This is a genomic window from Spirillospora sp. NPDC052269, from assembly GCF_040679435.1.
Taxonomy (GTDB): domain Bacteria; phylum Actinomycetota; class Actinomycetes; order Streptosporangiales; family Streptosporangiaceae; genus Spirillospora.
Map to the genome: position 1 here is coordinate 261,375 of NZ_JBFAUU010000003.1, position 16,854 is coordinate 278,228.

Genomic DNA, 16,854 nt, shown 5'->3' on the forward strand with positions numbered 1-16,854 from the left:
TCAGGACGTGGGTTCGGCCTCGGCCTCCGGCACGTCGTCGCCCGGGCCGGCCTCAAGGCCCGCCACGTCGTCGACGACACCGGGAGCGTCGGCGAAGCCGGGCAGCCAGCGGATCACCTCGTCCCGGAACCGGCCCTCGGCCTCCAGCTGGCACAGCACGCCGCCGCAGCCCGCCATCGCCCGCCACACCGCGAGGTACTGCGGCGGCAGCCGCAGCTGCCGCGCGATGCTGCCCGGCCGCATGTCGGTGGCCATCGCGAGGCTCCGGCCGGTCTCCCGCCGCAGCCACTCCCGGGTGTACTGGAAGGTCTCCTGCGTGAACGGCGTCGCGTGCGGGACGACCAGGTCGGCGAACTGCCCGGGGTCCACCTCGGCGTCCGGGGCCAGGAAGCCCTCGGCGATGGCGTTCTCGACCATCTCCTCCGGGTCGCCGCCGGTGCCGATCGCCACCATCCGGCCGAGCGACCAGAGCAGCTCGTCGGAGACGCGCGCGGCGCCGCCGAAGTCCATGACGCCGAGCCGCCCGTCCGCGAGCAGCCGGAAGTTGCCCGGGTGCGGGTCGATGTGGATCAGCCCGCAGCGGGACGGCCCGGACAGCAGGAACCGGAAGAGCAGCAGCCCGGCCCGGTCGCGCTCCTCCTTGGTCCCGGACGCGATGACCTTCGACAGCGGCGTGCCTTCCAGCCACTCGGTGACCAGCACGTTCCCGGACTGCGCGACGACCGCGGGGACGACGAAGTCCGGGTCGCCGGCGTAGGCGTCGTGGAAGGCCGTCTGCGCGGCGGCCTCGTCCACGTAGTCGAGCTCCTTCTCCAGGCGGCGCCGCAGGTCGGCGATCACCGGCTTGACCTCGATGCCCGGGAACAGCGGGTTGATCAGGCGGCTGATCCGGGAGATCTGGTTGAAGTCGCTCATCAGCGCCGCGCCCGCGCCGGGGTACTGCACCTTGACCGCGACCGTCCGGCCGTCCTCCCAGACGGCCCTGTGGACCTGCCCGATCGACGCCGCCGCGGCCGGTTTGTTCTCGAACGAGGTGAACCGGTCGCGCCAGTCCCGGCCGAGCCCCTCCGCCAGCACCTTGTGCGTGGTCGCGGCGGGCATCGGCGGGGCCGCCTCCTGCAGCCGGGTGAGGCTCGCGCGGAACGGCGCGGCCAGCTCGTCCGGCAGGCCCGCCTCGAAGATCGACAGCAGCTGGCCGACCTTCATCGCGCCGCCCTTGAGCTCGCCGAGCACCGCGAACAGCTGTTCGGCGGTGCGCCGCTGGACCTCCAGGGCGACCGCCTCGGCGGGTTTGCCCAGCGTCCGCTTGCCCAGGCCGAGCGCGGTGCGGCCGGCGAAACCGAGGGGCAGGCTCGCCAGCTTGGCGGTGCGGGTCACCGCACGCCGGGGGATGTCGCTCACGTCGCGGACCGTCCTCACTCCCGTAGGGAATCCATCCCCATTTTCCCCGGCTTAGACCGAATTCGTCATACCGGACGGGAAGATCGCCGGAGCCGGTCTCAGCGGCCCGGCCTGACCAGCGGGAACGCGATCGTCTCCCGGATCGACCGTCCGGTGAGCGCGATGAGCAGCCGGTCGACGCCCATGCCCATGCCGCCCGCCGGGGGCATCCCGTACTCCAGCGCGCGCAGGAAGTCCTCGTCCAGCTCCATGGCCTCGGGGTCGCCGCCCGCCGCGAGCAGCGACTGCTCGGTGAGCCGCTGCCGCTGCAGGATCGGGTCGATCAGCTCGGAGTAGGCGGTGCCCAGTTCCATGCCGAAGACGATCAGGTCCCACTTCTCGGCCAGGCGCGGGTCCTTGCGGTGCGGCCGGGTCAGCGGGGACGTCTCGGACGGGAAGTCGCGGACGAACGTCGGCGCGGCCAGGTGGTCCTCGACGAGCGCCTCGTACAGCTCCTGGACCAGGCGCCCCTGCCCCCACTCGGGATCGGCCTCGACGCCCGCGCGCGCCGCGTGCCGCAGGACGTCCGGACGCGGGGTGTCGGGGGTGACCTCCTCGCCCAGCGCCCGCGACACCGAGCCGTACACGGTGATCTGGTTCCACGGCTCGGCGAGGTCGTGCTCCACGCCGTCCCGGACGACCACGGTGGTGCCGAGGGCGGCGCGGGTGCCCGCCAGCACCAGCTCGCGGGTCAGCTCGGCCATCGTGTCGTAGTCGCCGTACGGCTCGTAGGCCTCCAGCATCGTGAACTCGGGGTTGTGGGTGGCGTCCACGCCCTCGTTCCGGAAGTCGCGTCCCATCTCGAAGACCTTGCCGAGGCCGCCGACCAGCAGCCGCTTCAGGTACAGCTCCGGCGCGATCCGCAGGTAGAGCCGCATGTTGTAGGCGTTGATCCGGGTGGTGAACGGGCGGGCCGTCGCGCCGCCGTGGATCGGCTGCAGGATCGGCGTCTCGACCTCCAGGTAGCCGCGCGCCCGCAGCACGTCCCGGACGGCGCAGACCGCGTCGCCGCGCATCCGCAGCATCTTCCGCGACTCGTCGTTGGCGATGAGGTCGACGGTCTTGTGCCGGACCCGCGCCTCGGGGTCGGCGAGCCCGGCGCGCTTGTCCGGCAGCGGGTGCAGGCACTTGGCGGTCAGCTTCCACTCGGACGCCAGGACCGACAGCTCGCCCGTCCGGGTCGTCATGACCTCGCCGGTCACGCCGACCTGGTCGCCGAGGTCGAGCATCTGCCTCCAGCGGCGCAGCGGATCCGGTCCGAGCACGTCCGCGGCCAGCATGACCTGGACGTCGCCCGACTCGTCGCGCAGCGTCGCGAACACCAGCCCGCCGTGGTCGCGCTCGAGCATGATCCGTCCGGCGATCGCGGCCGTCTCCCCGGTGCGGGCGTCGGGGACGAGGCCGCCGTACCGCGCGCGCAGGCCCGCGGCGAGGGCGGTGCGCTCGAACCCCAGCGGGTAGGGCTCGATGCCCGCCGCCTCGATCCGCTCCAGCTTGTCGTGCCGGACGCGCTCCTGCTCCGACAGGCGGCGGCGCGGAGCCCGGTGCTTCTCGGCGGCCTCCTCCAGCCGTCCGATCTCGGCGAGCAGTTCGGGGGTCGGCTTGGCGTTCGCGGCGCGGTCCAGGCGGCGCCGGGACAGGCTCGGCAGGAACCCCTCGGCGCGCGCGTAGGCGAGCCCGAGGTGGATCAGGCCGCCCGCGCCGGAGCTGAAGCAGACGTACCTCGGCACCCACTCGGGGTGGTACTTGGCGTTGGACAGGTACAGCGACTCCAGCTGCCAGAACCGGGACGCGAACGACAGCACCCGGTAGGCGGCGCGGACCAGCGGTCCCGCGCCGATCTGCGAGCCGCGCTCGAACACCGAGCGCAGCATCGCGAAGTTCAGCGAGATCCGGGTCGCCCCGACCGACCCGGCCTTCTCGATCAGCCGGACGACCATGAACTCGTTCAGCCCGTTCTCGGCGGCGCGGTCGCGGCGCATCAGATCCAGGGACAGGCCCGTCCGGCCCCACGGGACGAACGACAGCAGCCCGCGCAGCCGCCCCTCGGGATCGAAGGCCTCGACCATCACGCAGTGGCCGTCGGTCGGGTCGCCGAGCCGTCCGAGCGCCATCGAGAAGCCGCGCTCGGTCTCGCCCTCGCGCCACTGGTCGGCGCGCTGCAGGATGCCGGCCATCTCGGCCGCGGGGATCTGGGCGTGCCGCCGGATCCGCACGGTGTACCCGGCCCGCTCCACCCGCCGGACGGCCTGCCGGACCTGGCGCATCTCCCGGCCCTCGAGGTTGAACTCGGCCACCTCGATGATCGCCTCGTCGCCGAGTTCCAGGACGCCGAGGCCGTGCCGGCGGTACTCGACGGCGGCGCGCTCGCCGACGCTGACCGCGCCGGGCGTCCAGGAGTGCCGGCGGCACTCGGCGAGCCACTCCTCGATGGCCTGCCCCCACGACTCGGGGTCGCCGAGCGGGTCGCCGCTGGCCAGGCAGACCGAGCCCTGCGCCCGGTAGGCGATGCCCGCCCTGCCGTTCGGGGCGACGACGAAGTCCTTGTCGCGGCGCAGCGCGAAGTAGCCGAGCGAGTCCTCGTCGCCGTAGCGCAGCAGCAGCTCGCGGGCGCGCAGCTCCTCCCCCGGGCTCAGCACCGCGTCGCCGCGCGAGGGCCGGAACAGCGCCCACACGGTCGCGACGAGCAGGCCGCTGCCGAGGACGCCGAGGATCAGGTCCACCCAGCCGGGGACGTCCACGTCCACGGTGTGGCCGGTGACCCGGGCGCCGAGGACGGTCTGGAGGGCGGCGTAGACCGGCTGGGTCCAGAACCCGCCCGCCGGATTCCGGTCGGTCAGGGCCACCAGCAGAGTGCCGAGGACCCCGCTGACCAGCACCATCGCCCCGCCGACCCGCCAGGCCAGGCGGAGGTTGGCGCGGTCGGGCAGGGCGCTGAACTCATGCCGCGCCGCCCAGACCGCGACCAGCGCGAGGGCGTAGCAGGTCGGCGCGATGTAGGTGCCGACGCCGAGCGGGAAGTCCGGGTCGGGCGCGACGGTGAACACCACGGCGGCCGAGAGGTAGAGCAGGAAGAACAGGCTGAGCAGCACCAGCGTCAGCCGCCAGGCGGACTTCTTGCGCCGCCGGACCCCGGTCGCCAGCAGCAGCATCAGCAGGCCCCAGATCAGGCTGGGCACCCAGGCGAAGTAGCCGATCCAGCGCAGCAGCCAGATGGCGTCGAGGTCCTCTATGAGGCCCGCCGACAGCCAGGACAGGACCGAGACGACGCCCGACAACGTCAAATACCACGACAGTCCCGTCGGAACAGCCCGGATCACAGCTCTGGCGCGCACTCGTCCCCCGACACGGTCTTCCCCGAAGGCCCGTCCCGCCGGGCCTTCGGGTCAGCGTACCCGCGCGCTCCCGAGGTCGGCCCGCAGCCCCGCGACGTGCGCCGATCGCGCCGTCCGGTAGAACGGGCGCAGCGCCGCCAGCGTGACCGCCAGCATGGCGGAGACGACGATCCCGTCCAGCCAGTAGTGGTTCGCGGTGCTCACGACCACCAGGACGGTGAGGACGGGGTGCGCCAGCCAGAGCCAGCGCCAGCGCGTCCGGCACGCGACGATCAGCCCGACCGCCACGATGATCGCCCAGCCGATGTGCAGGGACGGCATCGCCGCGTACTGGTTGGCGACGGTGTCGGTCTGCGGCGCGCCGTAGACCGACGGCCCGTACTTCGCCCCGGTGTCGATCAGGCCGGTGAAGGTGAGCATGCGCGGCGGCGCGAGCGGGACGGTCAGGTGCAGCGCGAGCCCGGCCCCGGTCAGCGCGACGACGACCCAGCGCACCCACCGGTAGAACGCGGGCCGCCGCAGGTACATGAACAGCAGGAACCCGGCCGTCGCCGGGAAGTGCACGTAGGCGTAGTAGGAGTTCGCGAGCTCGATCAGGGTCTGGCTGTGCAGCAGGCCGTTCTGGACGGCCAGCTCGCTCGGCAGGTGCAGCCGGCGCTCGATGTCCCAGACGTCGCGGGCGTTGCGGAACGCCTCGGCGACGCGTCCGGTGGCCACCAGGCGGCCCGCCTTGTAGATGCCGAAGAGCACCGCGATCAGCAGCAGTTCGCGGAGGGCGCGGGGACGGGACGCGGCGGCCGGGGCCTCCGTCGCGTCCGGCGTCTCCGGCGCCTTGAGCGTTTCCGGCGTCCCGGGCGTTTCCGAGGTCTCCGGGAGGCGGAGGTCGACGGCGGTGGTGGGGGCGGGAGCGTCCGGCGCGGGGACCGGAGAGGCGTCCGGGGAGGCGGCGGGCGACGCCTCCCCGCCCGTCCCGGACGCGTGGCGCGGTGAGGGTGCGCGCCACCAGACCGGCTGCTGGAGGAGGTTCATGTCCGGGTTCCTTGGGGGTGGGCGGAATGGAGGGAGGGGGAAAGAGGGCCGCCGCCTCGGATCACGAGGCGGCGGCCCTGGGTCATCTGCCGGAGGTGACGGATCGGCGCGGTCCGGCGGACGGTACGTCGCCGTCGCCCTCGCCGTCCCCGTTCGCGGGACCGGAACCGGCGCCCTCGCCGAGGACGTGGCGCAGCTTCTCACCCTCCACGTCCACGTTGGGCAGGAGCCGGTCCAGCCAGCGCGGCAGCCACCAGGCGGCCTTGCCGAACAGCGCCATCACGGCGGGCACCACGGTCATCCGGACGAGGAAGGCGTCGAAGAACACGCCGGCCGCCAGGGCGAAGCCCATCAGCTTGATCATCGACTGGTCGTCGCTGATGAACCCGGCGAACACCGCCATCATGATCACCGCGGCGGCGGTGACCACCCGCGCGCCGTGCCGGAACCCGGCGACGACCGCGTCCTTGGGGGCCGCGCCGTGCACGTGGTCCTCGCGCATCCGGGTGACCAGGAACACCTGGTAGTCCATCGCGAGCCCGAACACCACGCCGATCATGAAGATCGGCATCAGGCTCATGATCGGCCCGGTGGTCTCCACGCCGATCAGCGACGCGCCCCAGCCCTTCTGGAACACCGCGACCACCACGCCGAACGTGGCCGCGACGGTGAGCAGGAAGCCCAGGGTCGCCTTCAGCGGCACCAGGATCGACCGGAACACCAGCATGAGCAGGATGAACGCGAGCCCCACGACCAGCGCGAGGTAGGGCGCGAGGGCGCTTCCCAGCTTGGCCGAGATGTCGATCCCGATCGCGGTCTGGCCGGTGACCATCGCCTCGGCGCCCGTCCGCGCGCGCAGGCCGTCGCTCTTGTCGCGGATGGCCGAGACCAGGTCCTCGGTCGCCTTGGTGCTCGGGCCGCTCTTCGGGACCACGGTCAGCAGCGCGGTGTCGCGCGCCTGGTTGGGCACCGGCGGGGTGACCACCGCGACGTCCGGCATGCCCTTCAGCTGCCCGGACAGGTCGCCGGCGGCCTTCGTGACGTCCCCGGACCCGTGCACGACGACCATCAGCGGGCCGTTGAAGCCGGGGCCGAAGCCCTCGGAGACCATCTGGTACGCCTTGTACTGCGAGCTGGACGGCGCGGAGGACTCCTCGCCGGGCATGCCGAGCCGCAGGTCCAGCGCCGGGAGCGCGAGGACGCCGAGTCCGGCGACCGCGAGCAGCAGCACCGCCACCGGACGGCGCACGACGAACCGCGCCCAGCGCTCCCCGGCCGCGGTCCTCCCGGGCTTCGGGCCGCCGCGCAGGCCGCGGATCCGGCCGCCGATGACGCGGCGTCCGGCGAAGCCGAGCATCGCGGGCAGCAGGCTGAGCGCGATGAGCACGGCGACGATCACCGCGAACCCGGCGGCGACGCCCATCTCGGTGAGGATCGGGATGCCGACGACGCCGAGGCCGACCAGCGCGATCACGACGGTCAGGCCCGCGAACACCACGGCCGACCCGGCGGTGCCGACGGCGCGTCCGGCGGCCTCGTCACCGGGCCTGCCCTCCGCGAGCTCGTGCCGGAACCGGGAGGTGATGAACAGGGCGTAGTCGATGGCGACGGCCAGGCCGAGCATCAGCGCGAGCGTGGAGGTGGTCGAGCTCATGTCGATCAGGCCGGTCGCGGCGGTGATGCCGCTCATCGCGATCGCCACGCCGAGGATCGCGTTCAGCAGCGGCAGCCCGGCGGCCACCAGCGAGCCCAGCGTGATGATCAGCACGACGGCGGCGATGGCGAGGCCGATCAGCTCCGACGCGCCCTGCTCGGGCATGGCCTGGGTGGCGCTGCCGCCCATCTCGACGGTCAGTCCGGCGTCGCGTCCGGCGCCCGCGGCGCTGTCGAGGGCGTGCCGCGAGGACTCCTTCACGTCGACCTGGGTGACCTTGTAGGTGACCTGGGTGAGCGCGGTGCGCTGGTCCTGGGAGAGCGCCTTCGCCTCGTACGGGTCGACGACCTGGGCGACCTGCGAGCCCGTCCGCAGCTTGCCGACGACGTCCTCGACGGCCGCCTTGGTGGCGGGCTCGGCGAGGGTGTGGCCGGCGGGCGCGCGGATCACCACGCGCGCGGTCGCGCCGTCCGCCGACGCCTGCGGCATCTTGTCGTTGAGCAGGTCGATGGCCCGCTGGGCCTCGGTGCCGGGGATGGAGAAGTCGGTGGACGTCGGGCCCTTGAGCACGGCGGCGCCCACCCCGAACAGGACGAGCAGCCCGACCCAGATCAGGGCGACGAGCCCACGCCGTCGGTAGGAGAACCGGCCGAGCCGGTAGAGGAAGGTTGCCAAAAGAAGATCCCATCGATGCCGGAGACGCCGGAGGGCGGTCCGGTCTCACGGACGGTGCACGGTCGAAGACCTCGCGACGGGCTGTGTCGCCAGGCTCTCAGGGGTGGGTCCGCCGAAAGGGGGTGTCCGGCCGGGGCAGGGCGGCGCGCCCCGGCCGGAGGCATGTCATCCGGACGGGTCGGCCGAGACCGCCGCCAGGGCGGCCTCCCGACCCGGGGTCGGCCGGTCCGGTTCGGGCAGGCCCGCGCGGAACTGGGCCAGGGCCGAGTCGACCAGTTCGGGAAGGTCCGCGACGCCGCCGCCGTCCAACCAGAGGTTGACGGTGACGCGCATCATCATCCCCATGACCCCGGCGACCAGGTGGGGATACAGGTCGCGGGTGGGGTCGGTGCCGGTGCGGGCGGCGATCACGGCCGCCGCCTCCGCCTGCATCTGGCCGAGCCCGCAGAGCTGGGACGCGACCAGCGAGGGGTCGGCCCTGACGATCCGCAGCAGCGCGACCGTCTCCCCGAACCGGTCCGGCGGCGTGATCACCTCGTGCAGGACGGCGCGGACCGAGTCCCAGACGGGCTCGTCCGCGGGGCGTCCCGCGAGACCGGTGAGCAGCGCCCGCGCCGCGTCGGTCAGCGGGGCGACGATCGCCTCCTCCTTGCCGGGGAAGTAGTTGTGGAAGGTGCGGGTCGACACGCCCGCCGAGGCGGCGATCGCGTCGACGGTGACGCCCTCCACGCCGTGCTCGAGCGCCAGCCGCGTCGCGGCGCGGCTGAGCGCGTCGCGGGTCGCGGCCTTCTTGCGCTCGCGCAGGCCCATCTCCACCGTCATGCCCTCGACTCTAGACTTCTTTGCAGGCTCTGCAAAATTGCAGAGCCTGACTTCTTGCGTGAGGTGCAACACACCGGGCGCCGAAACGCCGACCGCCCGGCTCGTCGACCAAGAGGTCGATGAGCCGGGCGGTCGCTCGGGCCGGTGCGCGTCGGCGCCGGGGACGGACGGCCTCGGCGGGCCGTCGGCGTTGGCGGGCCGTCAGTAGGTGAGCGTCGGGGTCTCCTGACCGTTCCCCTGGTAGATGCCCTGGTAACTGAATTCGGGCAGCACCCGGTACTTGCCCTTCGCGGGGATGGTGGAGGTCTCCCACGTGCAGACCAGCGTGGCGCAGGGCGGGGAGGTCCAGCGTCCGGCGTTGGTCTGGTCGGCGGCCCGCTTGAGGACCAGGATGATCTGCATCTGGTTGGCGGCGATCAGCTTGGGGTCGTCGCGGGACGCCGTGGGGTCCAGGGTCGCACGCAGACGCACGGACTGGCCGTCGAAGCGGATGCACGCCGTCAGGAAGTGGGCCCTCCTGTCGGCCTGGACGCGCGGACCGCACTGCCAGTCGGTGGGCTGCGGCGCGTTCCCGCCCCCGCCTCCGCTCGCCCCGGGGCCGGAGCTCTTCGGCGCGCCCGAGGAGGGCGAGGCTCCCGGTGAGCCGCTCGGGGAGGCCGATCCCGAGCCGGACGCCGACGGCGTCGCCCCGGGCGACTTCTTCTTGCCCTTGCCGGACGGCGTCGCCGAGCCGTTCGGCTTCCCGGCCGTGAGGGTCCCGTGGGACGCCTCGGCCGCCGCCTTGGCCTGCCCCTTGTCGGAACCGCCGCCCCCGCCGGTGAGGGCGAGCGTGACGCCCGTGGCGGTGACGGCGGCCACGACGGCCGCGCCCACGCCGATGAGCGTGCCGCGCCGGGGGCCGCCGCTCTTCCTGGGCCCGGCGAGCGTGCCGTCCGGCGAGCCGCCGGGGCCGGTGAGCCCACCCTGGTGCATCCCGGGCGCGCCCTGCTGCATGAAGACGCCTTGCGGCAGGGAGGCGCCCTGCGGCAGGGACGAACCGGGCGGAAGGGAAGCCCCCTGGGGCAGCGAAGCGCCCGCCGGGAAGGTGCCGTTCGGAAGCGACGCGCCGGGGTGCGTCCCGGACGGCCCGCCCGTCATGGACGGCCCACCCATCGCGGACGGCCCGCCCGTCATGGACGGTCCGCCCTTCTGCCCCGAACCGGCCGGGACGGTGATCGCGAACCGGCCCTGGTGGTTCGCGCGGGCGTACTCGATCAGGCGCCGCCCCAGGTCGAAGGCGCCGATGCGGGCCATCGGCTGCTTCTCGAGGCTCTGCTCGAGCAGCGTCCACAGCTCGGGGGGCAGGCCGGGCAGCGGGGGCGGCGGGACGTGCAGGTGCTCGTGCAGGACCGCCGAGATGCTGCCGCCGCCGAACGGCTGGCGTCCGGCGAGCAGCTCGTACAGGGTGACGCCCGCGGCGTAGACGTCGGCGGGCGGACCGGGCTCGTGCCCCTCGAGGACCTCGGGCGCCATGTAGCGGGGCGTCCCGACGATGTTGCCGGTGGCGGTGAGGTCGTCCCCGGACGCGATCCGGGCGACGCCGAAGTCGGCGAGCCGCACCGGCGCCTCCGGCGCGCTGTGGTCGAGGAGCACGTTGGCGGGCTTGAGGTCGCGGTGGACCAGGCCCGCCTCGTGCACCGCGACGAGGGCCGCGCAGACCTGGCCGACCAGCCAGGCGGCCTCGGCGGGCGCCAGCGCGCCGCCGCGCCGCCCGCGGTACTCGGCGAGGTCCTCGCCGGTCACCATGTCCATGACCAGGGCGAGCCGGTCACCCTCGACGACCAGGTCGTGGACGGTCACCACGTTCGGGTGCCGGACCCGCAGCAGCGCCGTGCGCTCCCGGACGAACCGGGTCACCGCTGCCGGGTCGGCCGCCAGTTCCGGCCGCAACACCTTGACCGCGCGCTCCTCGCCGGTCACGCGGTCCAACGCCCGCCACACCACGCCCATGCCGCCCTGGCCGATCATGCCGACCAGCGTGTAGCGGCTCCCGAGCGCCGTGCCGTCCCCGTGCATCCTGCCTTACCCCCATATTGTGAAGATCAGGTCATTATGGCGGTGACCGGTCACTTCAGGGGAAGTCCAGCGTAGTTTTCGGCAAGTGACGCCATGGCGGGCGCTGATCCTGCCACGTATTCGAGGTGCGCCCGCTGCAGCCGCCGGGCGAACGCGTCGGCGTCCGGGTCGACGTGCAGCAACGTCGTCATCCAGTAGGAGAAGTGCTCGGCCCGCCACACCCGGCTCAGGCACGTCGCCGAATAGGCGTCCAATAGCGCGCTTGTACCGGACGTGTACCGCTCGGTCAGCGCGCGGGCGAGGATCGTCACGTCCGACACCGCAAGGTTGAGGCCTTTGGCCCCGGTCGGCGGGACGATGTGGGCCGCGTCCCCGGCGAGGAACAGCCGGTCGTGCCGCATCGGCTCGGCGACGAAGCTGCGCATCGGCGTGACCGACCGCTCGGTGATCGGGCCGGACTTCAGCTCCCAGCCGCCCGGGGCGCCGAACCGGGTGGCCAGCTCGTCCCAGATCCGCTGGTCGGACCACCCGGCGAGGTCCTCGTCCGGCGCGACCTGGAGGTAGAGGCGGCTGACGGACGGCGAGCGCAGGCTGTGCAGCGCGAAGCCGCGCTCGTGGTGGGCGTAGATGAGCTCGTCGGTGGACGGCACGACGTCGGCGAGGACGCCGAGCCAGGCGAAGGGGTAGTCGCGGGCGAACGTCCGGACGTCCGGGACCGCGCGGCGGCTCACGCCGTGGAAGCCGTCGCAGCCCGCGATGTAATCGGCCTCCAGCTCGTGCGTCACGCCGTCCTGGCGGAAGGTGACCGTCCCGGTGGACGGGTCGACCGTGAGCACCTCGGTCTCGAACCGGACGTCGCCGCCGTCCGCGAGGCGCAGCTCGACCAGGTCCTTCACGATCTCGGTCTGCGCGTAGACGGTGACCGTCCGGCCGGTGAGGTCGGTGATCGGGATCCGGTGGCCCGCGCCGCCGAACCGCAGCTCGATGCCGTGGTGGACCAGGCCCTCCCGGTCGAGCCGCGCGCCCGCGCCGCTGTCGCGCAGCACGTCGGTGGTGCCCTGCTCGAGCATCCCGGCGCGCTGCCTCCGCTCCACGTAGGCGCGGTCGCGGCCCTCCAGCACCACCGACGCGATGCCCTGCCGGTGCAGCAGGTGGGACAGCAGCAGACCCGCCGGTCCGCCGCCGACGATCGCGACCTGCGTGCGCATGGATCCTCCTCGGTCCGGCCGTCCCGCCCGGGACGGCGCACGGCGCTCTGCCCGGGGACGGGGGTCCCCGGGGATTCAGTCGAAGGGACTCGGCTACTCCGCGTCCGGCCCAGTCTGGACGTCCGGACGCGGCGAAGCGAGGTCCTCGCCGGGCACCGGATCCGGGTCGGATGCGGACTCGGGGACGTCCGGAAGGAAGGCGGCGTCCTCCCGTGGAGCGGCGGTTCCCGCGTCCCAGTGGACGGCGAGGTCGCGGGACAGGGCGCGCGCCGCCGTGGCGAGGGGCGGCAGGAGCCGTCGCGGGTCGGCGCCGCGCGTGCGCGCGACCAGCGACAACGCGGCGACGACCGCGCCGTCCCGGGCCCGGACGGGCACGCCGACCGAGCACGCGCCGGCGGTCATCTCGTCCCGCGTCACAGCGTAGCCCCGGCGGCGCGTGGCGGCGAGGTCGCGGCGCAGCTCGTCCGGGTCGGTGAGGGTGGCGGGCGTGTGCCGGGTCAGCGGCGCGGCGAGGACGGCCTCGCGCACGGCGGCGGGCGCGTGCGCGAGCAGCACCTTGCCCGCCCCCGTGGCGTGCAGCGGCAGGTCGGCGCCGACCTGCGTCACCACCGGCACCGAGCGCCGCCCGCGCAGCCGCTCCACGAACAGCGCCCGCCCGTCGCCCAGCACCGCGAGCTGGACGTTGTCGTGGGTCACCTCGTAGAGGTCCTCCATGTGCGGGAGCGCCAGCTCGCGCAGGCCGCTGACGGCCGGGGCGCGGCTGCCGATCCGCCACAGCCGGGTGCCGATGCGGTAGGAGCCGTCGTCGGGCGTCCGCTCCAGGAACCCTCCCGCGGTCAGCTCGCCGATCAGGCGGTGCCCGGTGGACGGCGGCAACCCGGCCCGGCGGCATATCTCGCTCAGTGTGAGCCGGACGTCGCCGGGCGCGAACGCCTCCAGGATCGCCATGACCTTGCCCGCCGCCGTCGGCGGACGCCTCGTGTCCACGCCCGCTACTCCGCCCCGTCGAGTTCGGCCAGGACCCGCTGCGCGACGCCGAACGCCGAGTTCGCGGCGGGGACCCCGCAGTAGACCGCCGTCTGCAGCAGGACCTCCTTGATCTCGTCGCGGGTCAGGCCGTTGCGCAGCGCGGCGCGGACGTGCATCGCGAGCTCGTCGTGGTGGCCGCCCGCGACCATCGCGGTGAGGGTGATGCAGCTGCGGGTCTTGCGGTCGAGGCCGGGACGCGCCCAGATCTCGCCCCACGCGTAGCGGGTGATGAGGTCCTGGAAGTCGGCGGTGAAGTCGGTCGTGCGGTCGATCGCGCGGTCGACGTGCGCGTCCCCGAGGACCTCCCTGCGCGTGGCCATCCCATCAGCGTGCCTCTGCTGGTCGATGCGGCGCCGCTCATCAGAGCCGGTCCGCATGTCGTCGCCGGTCATTCGGCGATCCCCTTCCAGGTTCGGGTGAGGTGGTGGAGGAGCGCGTCGGTGACGGCCCCGGCCTGTTCGACGTTGGCGAGGTGCCCGGCGTGGTCGACGACCGTGAGCACCGAGTCGGGGATGTGCTCGGCGAGGACGCCGGCGTGCCCGTGCGGCGGGGTCGGCAGGTCCTGCGCGCCCGCGACGACCAGCGTCGGAGCGGTGATCCGGTCGAGGCGTCCGGTGAGGTCGAAGTCCGCGAGCGCCTCGCAGCAGGCGGCGTAGCCGTCGGGCGCGGCCGTCCGGTTCATCGCGACGTACGGTTCGGCGCCGGCGGGCGCGAAGTCCGGCGTGAACCACCGGGACGGCGCGGACGCGGCGACCCCCTCGACTCCCTCGCGGCGCACCAGCGCGGCGCGGTCGCGCCACGGGCCGGGCTCGCCGAACCTCGGGGACGTGCAGAGCAGCGCGAGGCTGGCGACGCGCTCCGGCGCACGCAGGGCGGCCGTCATCGCGACGGCTCCGCCGAGCGAGATCCCGGCGACCGCCGCGCGTGCCGCGCCCGCCTGGTCGAGCAGGTCGACCACGGCGTCCGCGAGGTCGTCGACGCCGAACGGGCCGTCCGGGACGGGCGCGCCGCCGTGGCCGGGCAGTTCGTAGCGCAGCACGCGCCAGTGCCCAACGAGCGCGGGCAGCTGCGGGTCCCAGAGCGCGGACGTCGTGCCGAGCGAGGGGCCGAGGACGACGAGGGGGGCGTCCTCCGGACCGTCGAGGCAGTGGACGAGTTTCACGTGCGGGTCTTCCTGTATTCGGTGAGGGCGCGGTCGACCAAGGCGCCCGCCGCGCGGACGTCGGCCGACGGGTCGCGCCCGGGGAGCAGCTCGACGAGGTCGTCCAGGTGCGCGCGCATGCGGTCGGGGCGCACCTCGACGCCGTCCAGGAGCTCGGCGGTGGTCGCGGCGGCGCCACCGGTGAGCCGCAGGCACTCGCGGAGCGGCTGCCATTCGGCGTGCCACTCCCCCGCCGGACGCTCGTGCGCCGCGGCCTGTACGGTCAGCAGCACCTGGACCTGCGCCGGGACCTGGAGCGCCGCCGACCGGACGAGCGTGGCGAGCGCCGGGTTCCGCTTGTGCGGCATGGCCGACGAGCCGCCCCGGCCGGGCGCGGCCGGCTCGGCGAGCTCGTCCACCTCGCTCTGCGCGAGCAGCGCCACGTCCGTGGCGATCTTGCCGAGTGCGCCCGTGACCAGGGCTGACGCGCACGCGAGATCCGCGATCGGGGTGCGCCGGGTGTGCCAGGGCAGGACGGCCCGGTCGAGGCCCAGCTCGTCCGCGAACGCGCCCGCCAGCGCGGGACCGTCCGCGCCGTAGGCGGCGAGCGTGCCGACCGCGCCGCCGAGCTGGACGGGCAGCGCGACCGACACCAGCCGGTCACGGCCCTCCAGGCAGCCGAGCAGCCACTGCGCGGCCTTCAGCCCGAACGTCGTCGGCAGCGCCTGCCGGGACAGCGTGCGGCCCGGCATCGGCGTGTCCCGATGCCGTTCCGCGAGCTCCGCGAGCAGCGCCAGGACGCGGCCCAGCGTCCCGGTGATCTCCCGGCGGGTCCGCGCGGCGACCAGCATGCCCGCGGTGTCCATGATGTCCTGGCTGGTCGCGCCGTGGTGGACGTGCCGTCCGGCGTCCCCGGCGAGAGCGCGCAGGTCGGCGACGAGCGGGACGACGGGGTTGCCCGCGCCGCGGGCCCTTCGGGCGAGCCCGGCGGGGTCGGGCCGCGCGGCGCGGGCGGCTTGGGTGATCGTGTCCGCGGCGTCCGCCGGGACGAGGCCGAGCCGCGCCTGCGCGCGGGCCAGCGCCGCCTCGGCGTCCAGCAGCGCGCGCAACCACGCGGCGTCGCCGGTCAGCGCCTCGGCGGCCGTCCCGGCGCGGACCGGGGACAGCAGGCCGACGTCCAGCGGCCCGTCCCCGGCGGCGTCGGACGGCCGCTCATCGGACGGCTGGTCAGAGGCCAAGGAAGACCGTCTCCCGCTCGCCCTGCAGGCGGATGTCGAAGCGGTACGTCCGGGCGTCCTCCGCCTCGGCCACCAGCGTCGGACGGCGTCCGGCCGGGACGGCCGCCAGCAGCGGGTCGGTCGCGTGCGCGTCCGCGTCCTGCGGGAAGTAGAGCCGCGTGCGGACGGGCTTCAGCAGCCCGCGCGCGAACACCAGCACCGCGATGTGCGGGGCGTCCTGGCCGTTCGCGCCCGGCTTCACCGTCCGGAACCAGTACTGGCCCGCCGGGTCGGTGCCGCAGCGGCCGAACCCGGAGAAGTCGTGCGGCGCGCGGCGCAGCCCGCCGGGCCCGGCCGGGGTGCGGCCGTCGGCGTCCGCCTGCCAGATCTCGATGAGCGCGTCCGGGACGGGGTCGCCCGCGCCGTCCAGCACCCGGCCCCGAACGGTGATCGCGTCCGGATTCCAGCCGGGGACGACCTCCGGGCCCTCGGCATAGGGCAGCGCGTAGCCGTAGAACGGCCCGACCGTCTGCGACGGCGTCGGCGCGAGTGCGGGAGCCGGCTCGAGGATGTCGGTCAAGACGCCTCCATCGGGGTGTCGCCGAGAACGATGTCCCACTGGTAGCCGAGGGCCCACTCCGGGGTGGTCGTGTCCAGGTCGAAGCGGGACACCAGCCGGTCGCGGTCCCGCTGCTCGGGGATCGACTGCATGATCGGGTCGTGGGCGAACAGCGGGTCGCCCGGGAAGTACATCTGCGTGATCAGGCGCTGGGTGAACGCCGTCCCGAAGACGGAGAAGTGGATGTGCGCGGGCCGCCAGGCGTTCGGGTGGTTGCGCCACGGGTACGCGCCCGGCTTGATGGTGACGAACCGGTAGCGGCCGTCGTCGTCGGTCAGGCAGCGTCCCGCGCCCGTGAAGTTCGGGTCGAGCGGGGCCGGATGCTGGTCGCCGAGGTGGGCGTACCGTCCGGCGGCGTTGGCCTGCCAGACCTCGACCAGCGCGCCGCGCACCGGACGTCCCGCCGAGTCCAGCAGCCGTCCGGTCACGATGACGCGCTCGCCGATCGGCTCGCCGGAGTGCTGCCTGGTCAGGTCGCCGTCCAGGAGGCCGAGCTCCTGGTGCCCGAACACCGGGGACGCGAGCTCGATGGCGTCCGGCCCGAGCGTGGGCATCACGAGCTCCTGCGCGGGCGCGCGCAGCACCGTGCTCTTGTAGCCCGGGGACAGGTACGGGGGGTGGGTCATGCTG

13 protein-coding genes are annotated in these 16,854 nt (G+C 74.1%); all 13 read right to left on the bottom strand.

The genetic code is table 11. The features are described from left to right. The 13 genes from AB0L06_RS07710 to pcaH all read right to left on the bottom strand — a co-directional run bounded on the left by AB0L06_RS07710 (position 1) and on the right by pcaH (position 16,850). Positions 1-1,401: an ABC1 kinase family protein gene (locus AB0L06_RS07710; RefSeq protein ID WP_500230128.1), complete on the bottom strand. Its 1,401-nt coding sequence runs from the start codon at positions 1,399-1,401 to the stop codon at positions 1-3. Positions 1,402-1,499: 98 nt separating this feature from the next. Next, a complete protein-coding gene (gene lysX / locus AB0L06_RS07715; protein ID WP_500230386.1) occupies positions 1,500-4,760 on the bottom strand; it encodes a bifunctional lysylphosphatidylglycerol synthetase/lysine--tRNA ligase LysX in 3,261 nt (1,086 codons plus the stop codon). Positions 4,761-4,826: 66 nt separating this feature from the next. Then, entirely contained in the window at positions 4,827-5,804 is a 978-nt protein-coding gene (locus tag AB0L06_RS07720) for a phosphatase PAP2 family protein (protein WP_500230129.1), read from the bottom strand. An 82-nt stretch (positions 5,805-5,886) separates the two neighbouring features. After that, complete coding sequence (locus AB0L06_RS07725) at positions 5,887-8,133, bottom strand: MMPL family transporter (RefSeq protein ID WP_500230130.1); 2,247 nt, start codon at positions 8,131-8,133, stop codon at positions 5,887-5,889. Positions 8,134-8,298: 165 nt separating this feature from the next. Further along, complete coding sequence (locus AB0L06_RS07730; protein WP_500230131.1) at positions 8,299-8,955, bottom strand: acyl-CoA-like ligand-binding transcription factor; 657 nt, start codon at positions 8,953-8,955, stop codon at positions 8,299-8,301. Positions 8,956-9,156: 201 nt separating this feature from the next. Further along, positions 9,157-11,010 (bottom strand): serine/threonine-protein kinase, encoded by a 1,854-nt coding sequence (locus AB0L06_RS07735; RefSeq protein ID WP_500230132.1) that lies wholly within the window; start codon positions 11,008-11,010, stop codon positions 9,157-9,159. Positions 11,011-11,060: 50 nt separating this feature from the next. Next, positions 11,061-12,218, bottom strand: coding sequence for a 4-hydroxybenzoate 3-monooxygenase (locus tag AB0L06_RS07740; RefSeq protein WP_500230133.1), 1,158 nt, complete (start codon positions 12,216-12,218; stop codon positions 11,061-11,063). A gap of 93 nt (positions 12,219-12,311) precedes the next feature. Further along, positions 12,312-13,205, bottom strand: a complete 894-nt coding sequence (locus AB0L06_RS07745) for an IclR family transcriptional regulator (RefSeq protein ID WP_500230134.1) — start codon at positions 13,203-13,205, stop codon at positions 12,312-12,314. Between the two features lie 5 nt (positions 13,206-13,210). Continuing rightward, complete coding sequence (gene pcaC / locus AB0L06_RS07750; protein ID WP_500230135.1) at positions 13,211-13,639, bottom strand: 4-carboxymuconolactone decarboxylase; 429 nt, start codon at positions 13,637-13,639, stop codon at positions 13,211-13,213. Further along, entirely contained in the window at positions 13,636-14,409 is a 774-nt protein-coding gene (gene pcaD, locus AB0L06_RS07755; RefSeq protein ID WP_500230136.1) for a 3-oxoadipate enol-lactonase, read from the bottom strand. The genes pcaC and pcaD overlap by 4 nt, the downstream gene beginning before the upstream one ends. Beyond that, complete coding sequence (gene pcaB / locus AB0L06_RS07760) at positions 14,406-15,626, bottom strand: 3-carboxy-cis,cis-muconate cycloisomerase (protein WP_500230137.1); 1,221 nt, start codon at positions 15,624-15,626, stop codon at positions 14,406-14,408. The genes pcaD and pcaB overlap by 4 nt, the downstream gene beginning before the upstream one ends. Next, positions 15,616-16,185: a protocatechuate 3,4-dioxygenase subunit alpha gene (gene pcaG, locus AB0L06_RS07765; protein WP_500230138.1), complete on the bottom strand. Its 570-nt coding sequence runs from the start codon at positions 16,183-16,185 to the stop codon at positions 15,616-15,618. Before pcaG ends, pcaB begins: the two co-directional genes overlap by 11 nt. Further along, positions 16,182-16,850 carry a protocatechuate 3,4-dioxygenase subunit beta gene (gene pcaH, locus AB0L06_RS07770; protein ID WP_500230139.1) on the bottom strand — a complete coding sequence of 223 codons (669 nt, stop codon included), beginning with the start codon at positions 16,848-16,850 and terminating at the stop codon, positions 16,182-16,184. Before pcaH ends, pcaG begins: the two co-directional genes overlap by 4 nt. Positions 16,851-16,854 lie beyond the last annotated feature (4 nt).

What these genes read in the sequence shown, in the direction of transcription:
- AB0L06_RS07720 (WP_500230129.1), bottom strand. Translation starts at nt 5,804, where the DNA reads ATGAACCTCCTCCAGCAGCCGGTCTGGTGGCGCGCACCCTCACCGCGC.
- AB0L06_RS07730 (WP_500230131.1), bottom strand. Translation starts at nt 8,955, where the DNA reads ATGACGGTGGAGATGGGCCTGCGCGAGCGCAAGAAGGCCGCGACCCGC.
- AB0L06_RS07735 (WP_500230132.1), bottom strand. Translation starts at nt 11,010, where the DNA reads ATGCACGGGGACGGCACGGCGCTCGGGAGCCGCTACACGCTGGTCGGC.
- AB0L06_RS07740 (WP_500230133.1), bottom strand. Translation starts at nt 12,218, where the DNA reads ATGCGCACGCAGGTCGCGATCGTCGGCGGCGGACCGGCGGGTCTGCTG.
- pcaC (WP_500230135.1), bottom strand. Translation starts at nt 13,639, where the DNA reads ATGACCGGCGACGACATGCGGACCGGCTCTGATGAGCGGCGCCGCATC.
- pcaH (WP_500230139.1), bottom strand. Translation starts at nt 16,850, where the DNA reads ATGACCCACCCCCCGTACCTGTCCCCGGGCTACAAGAGCACGGTGCTG.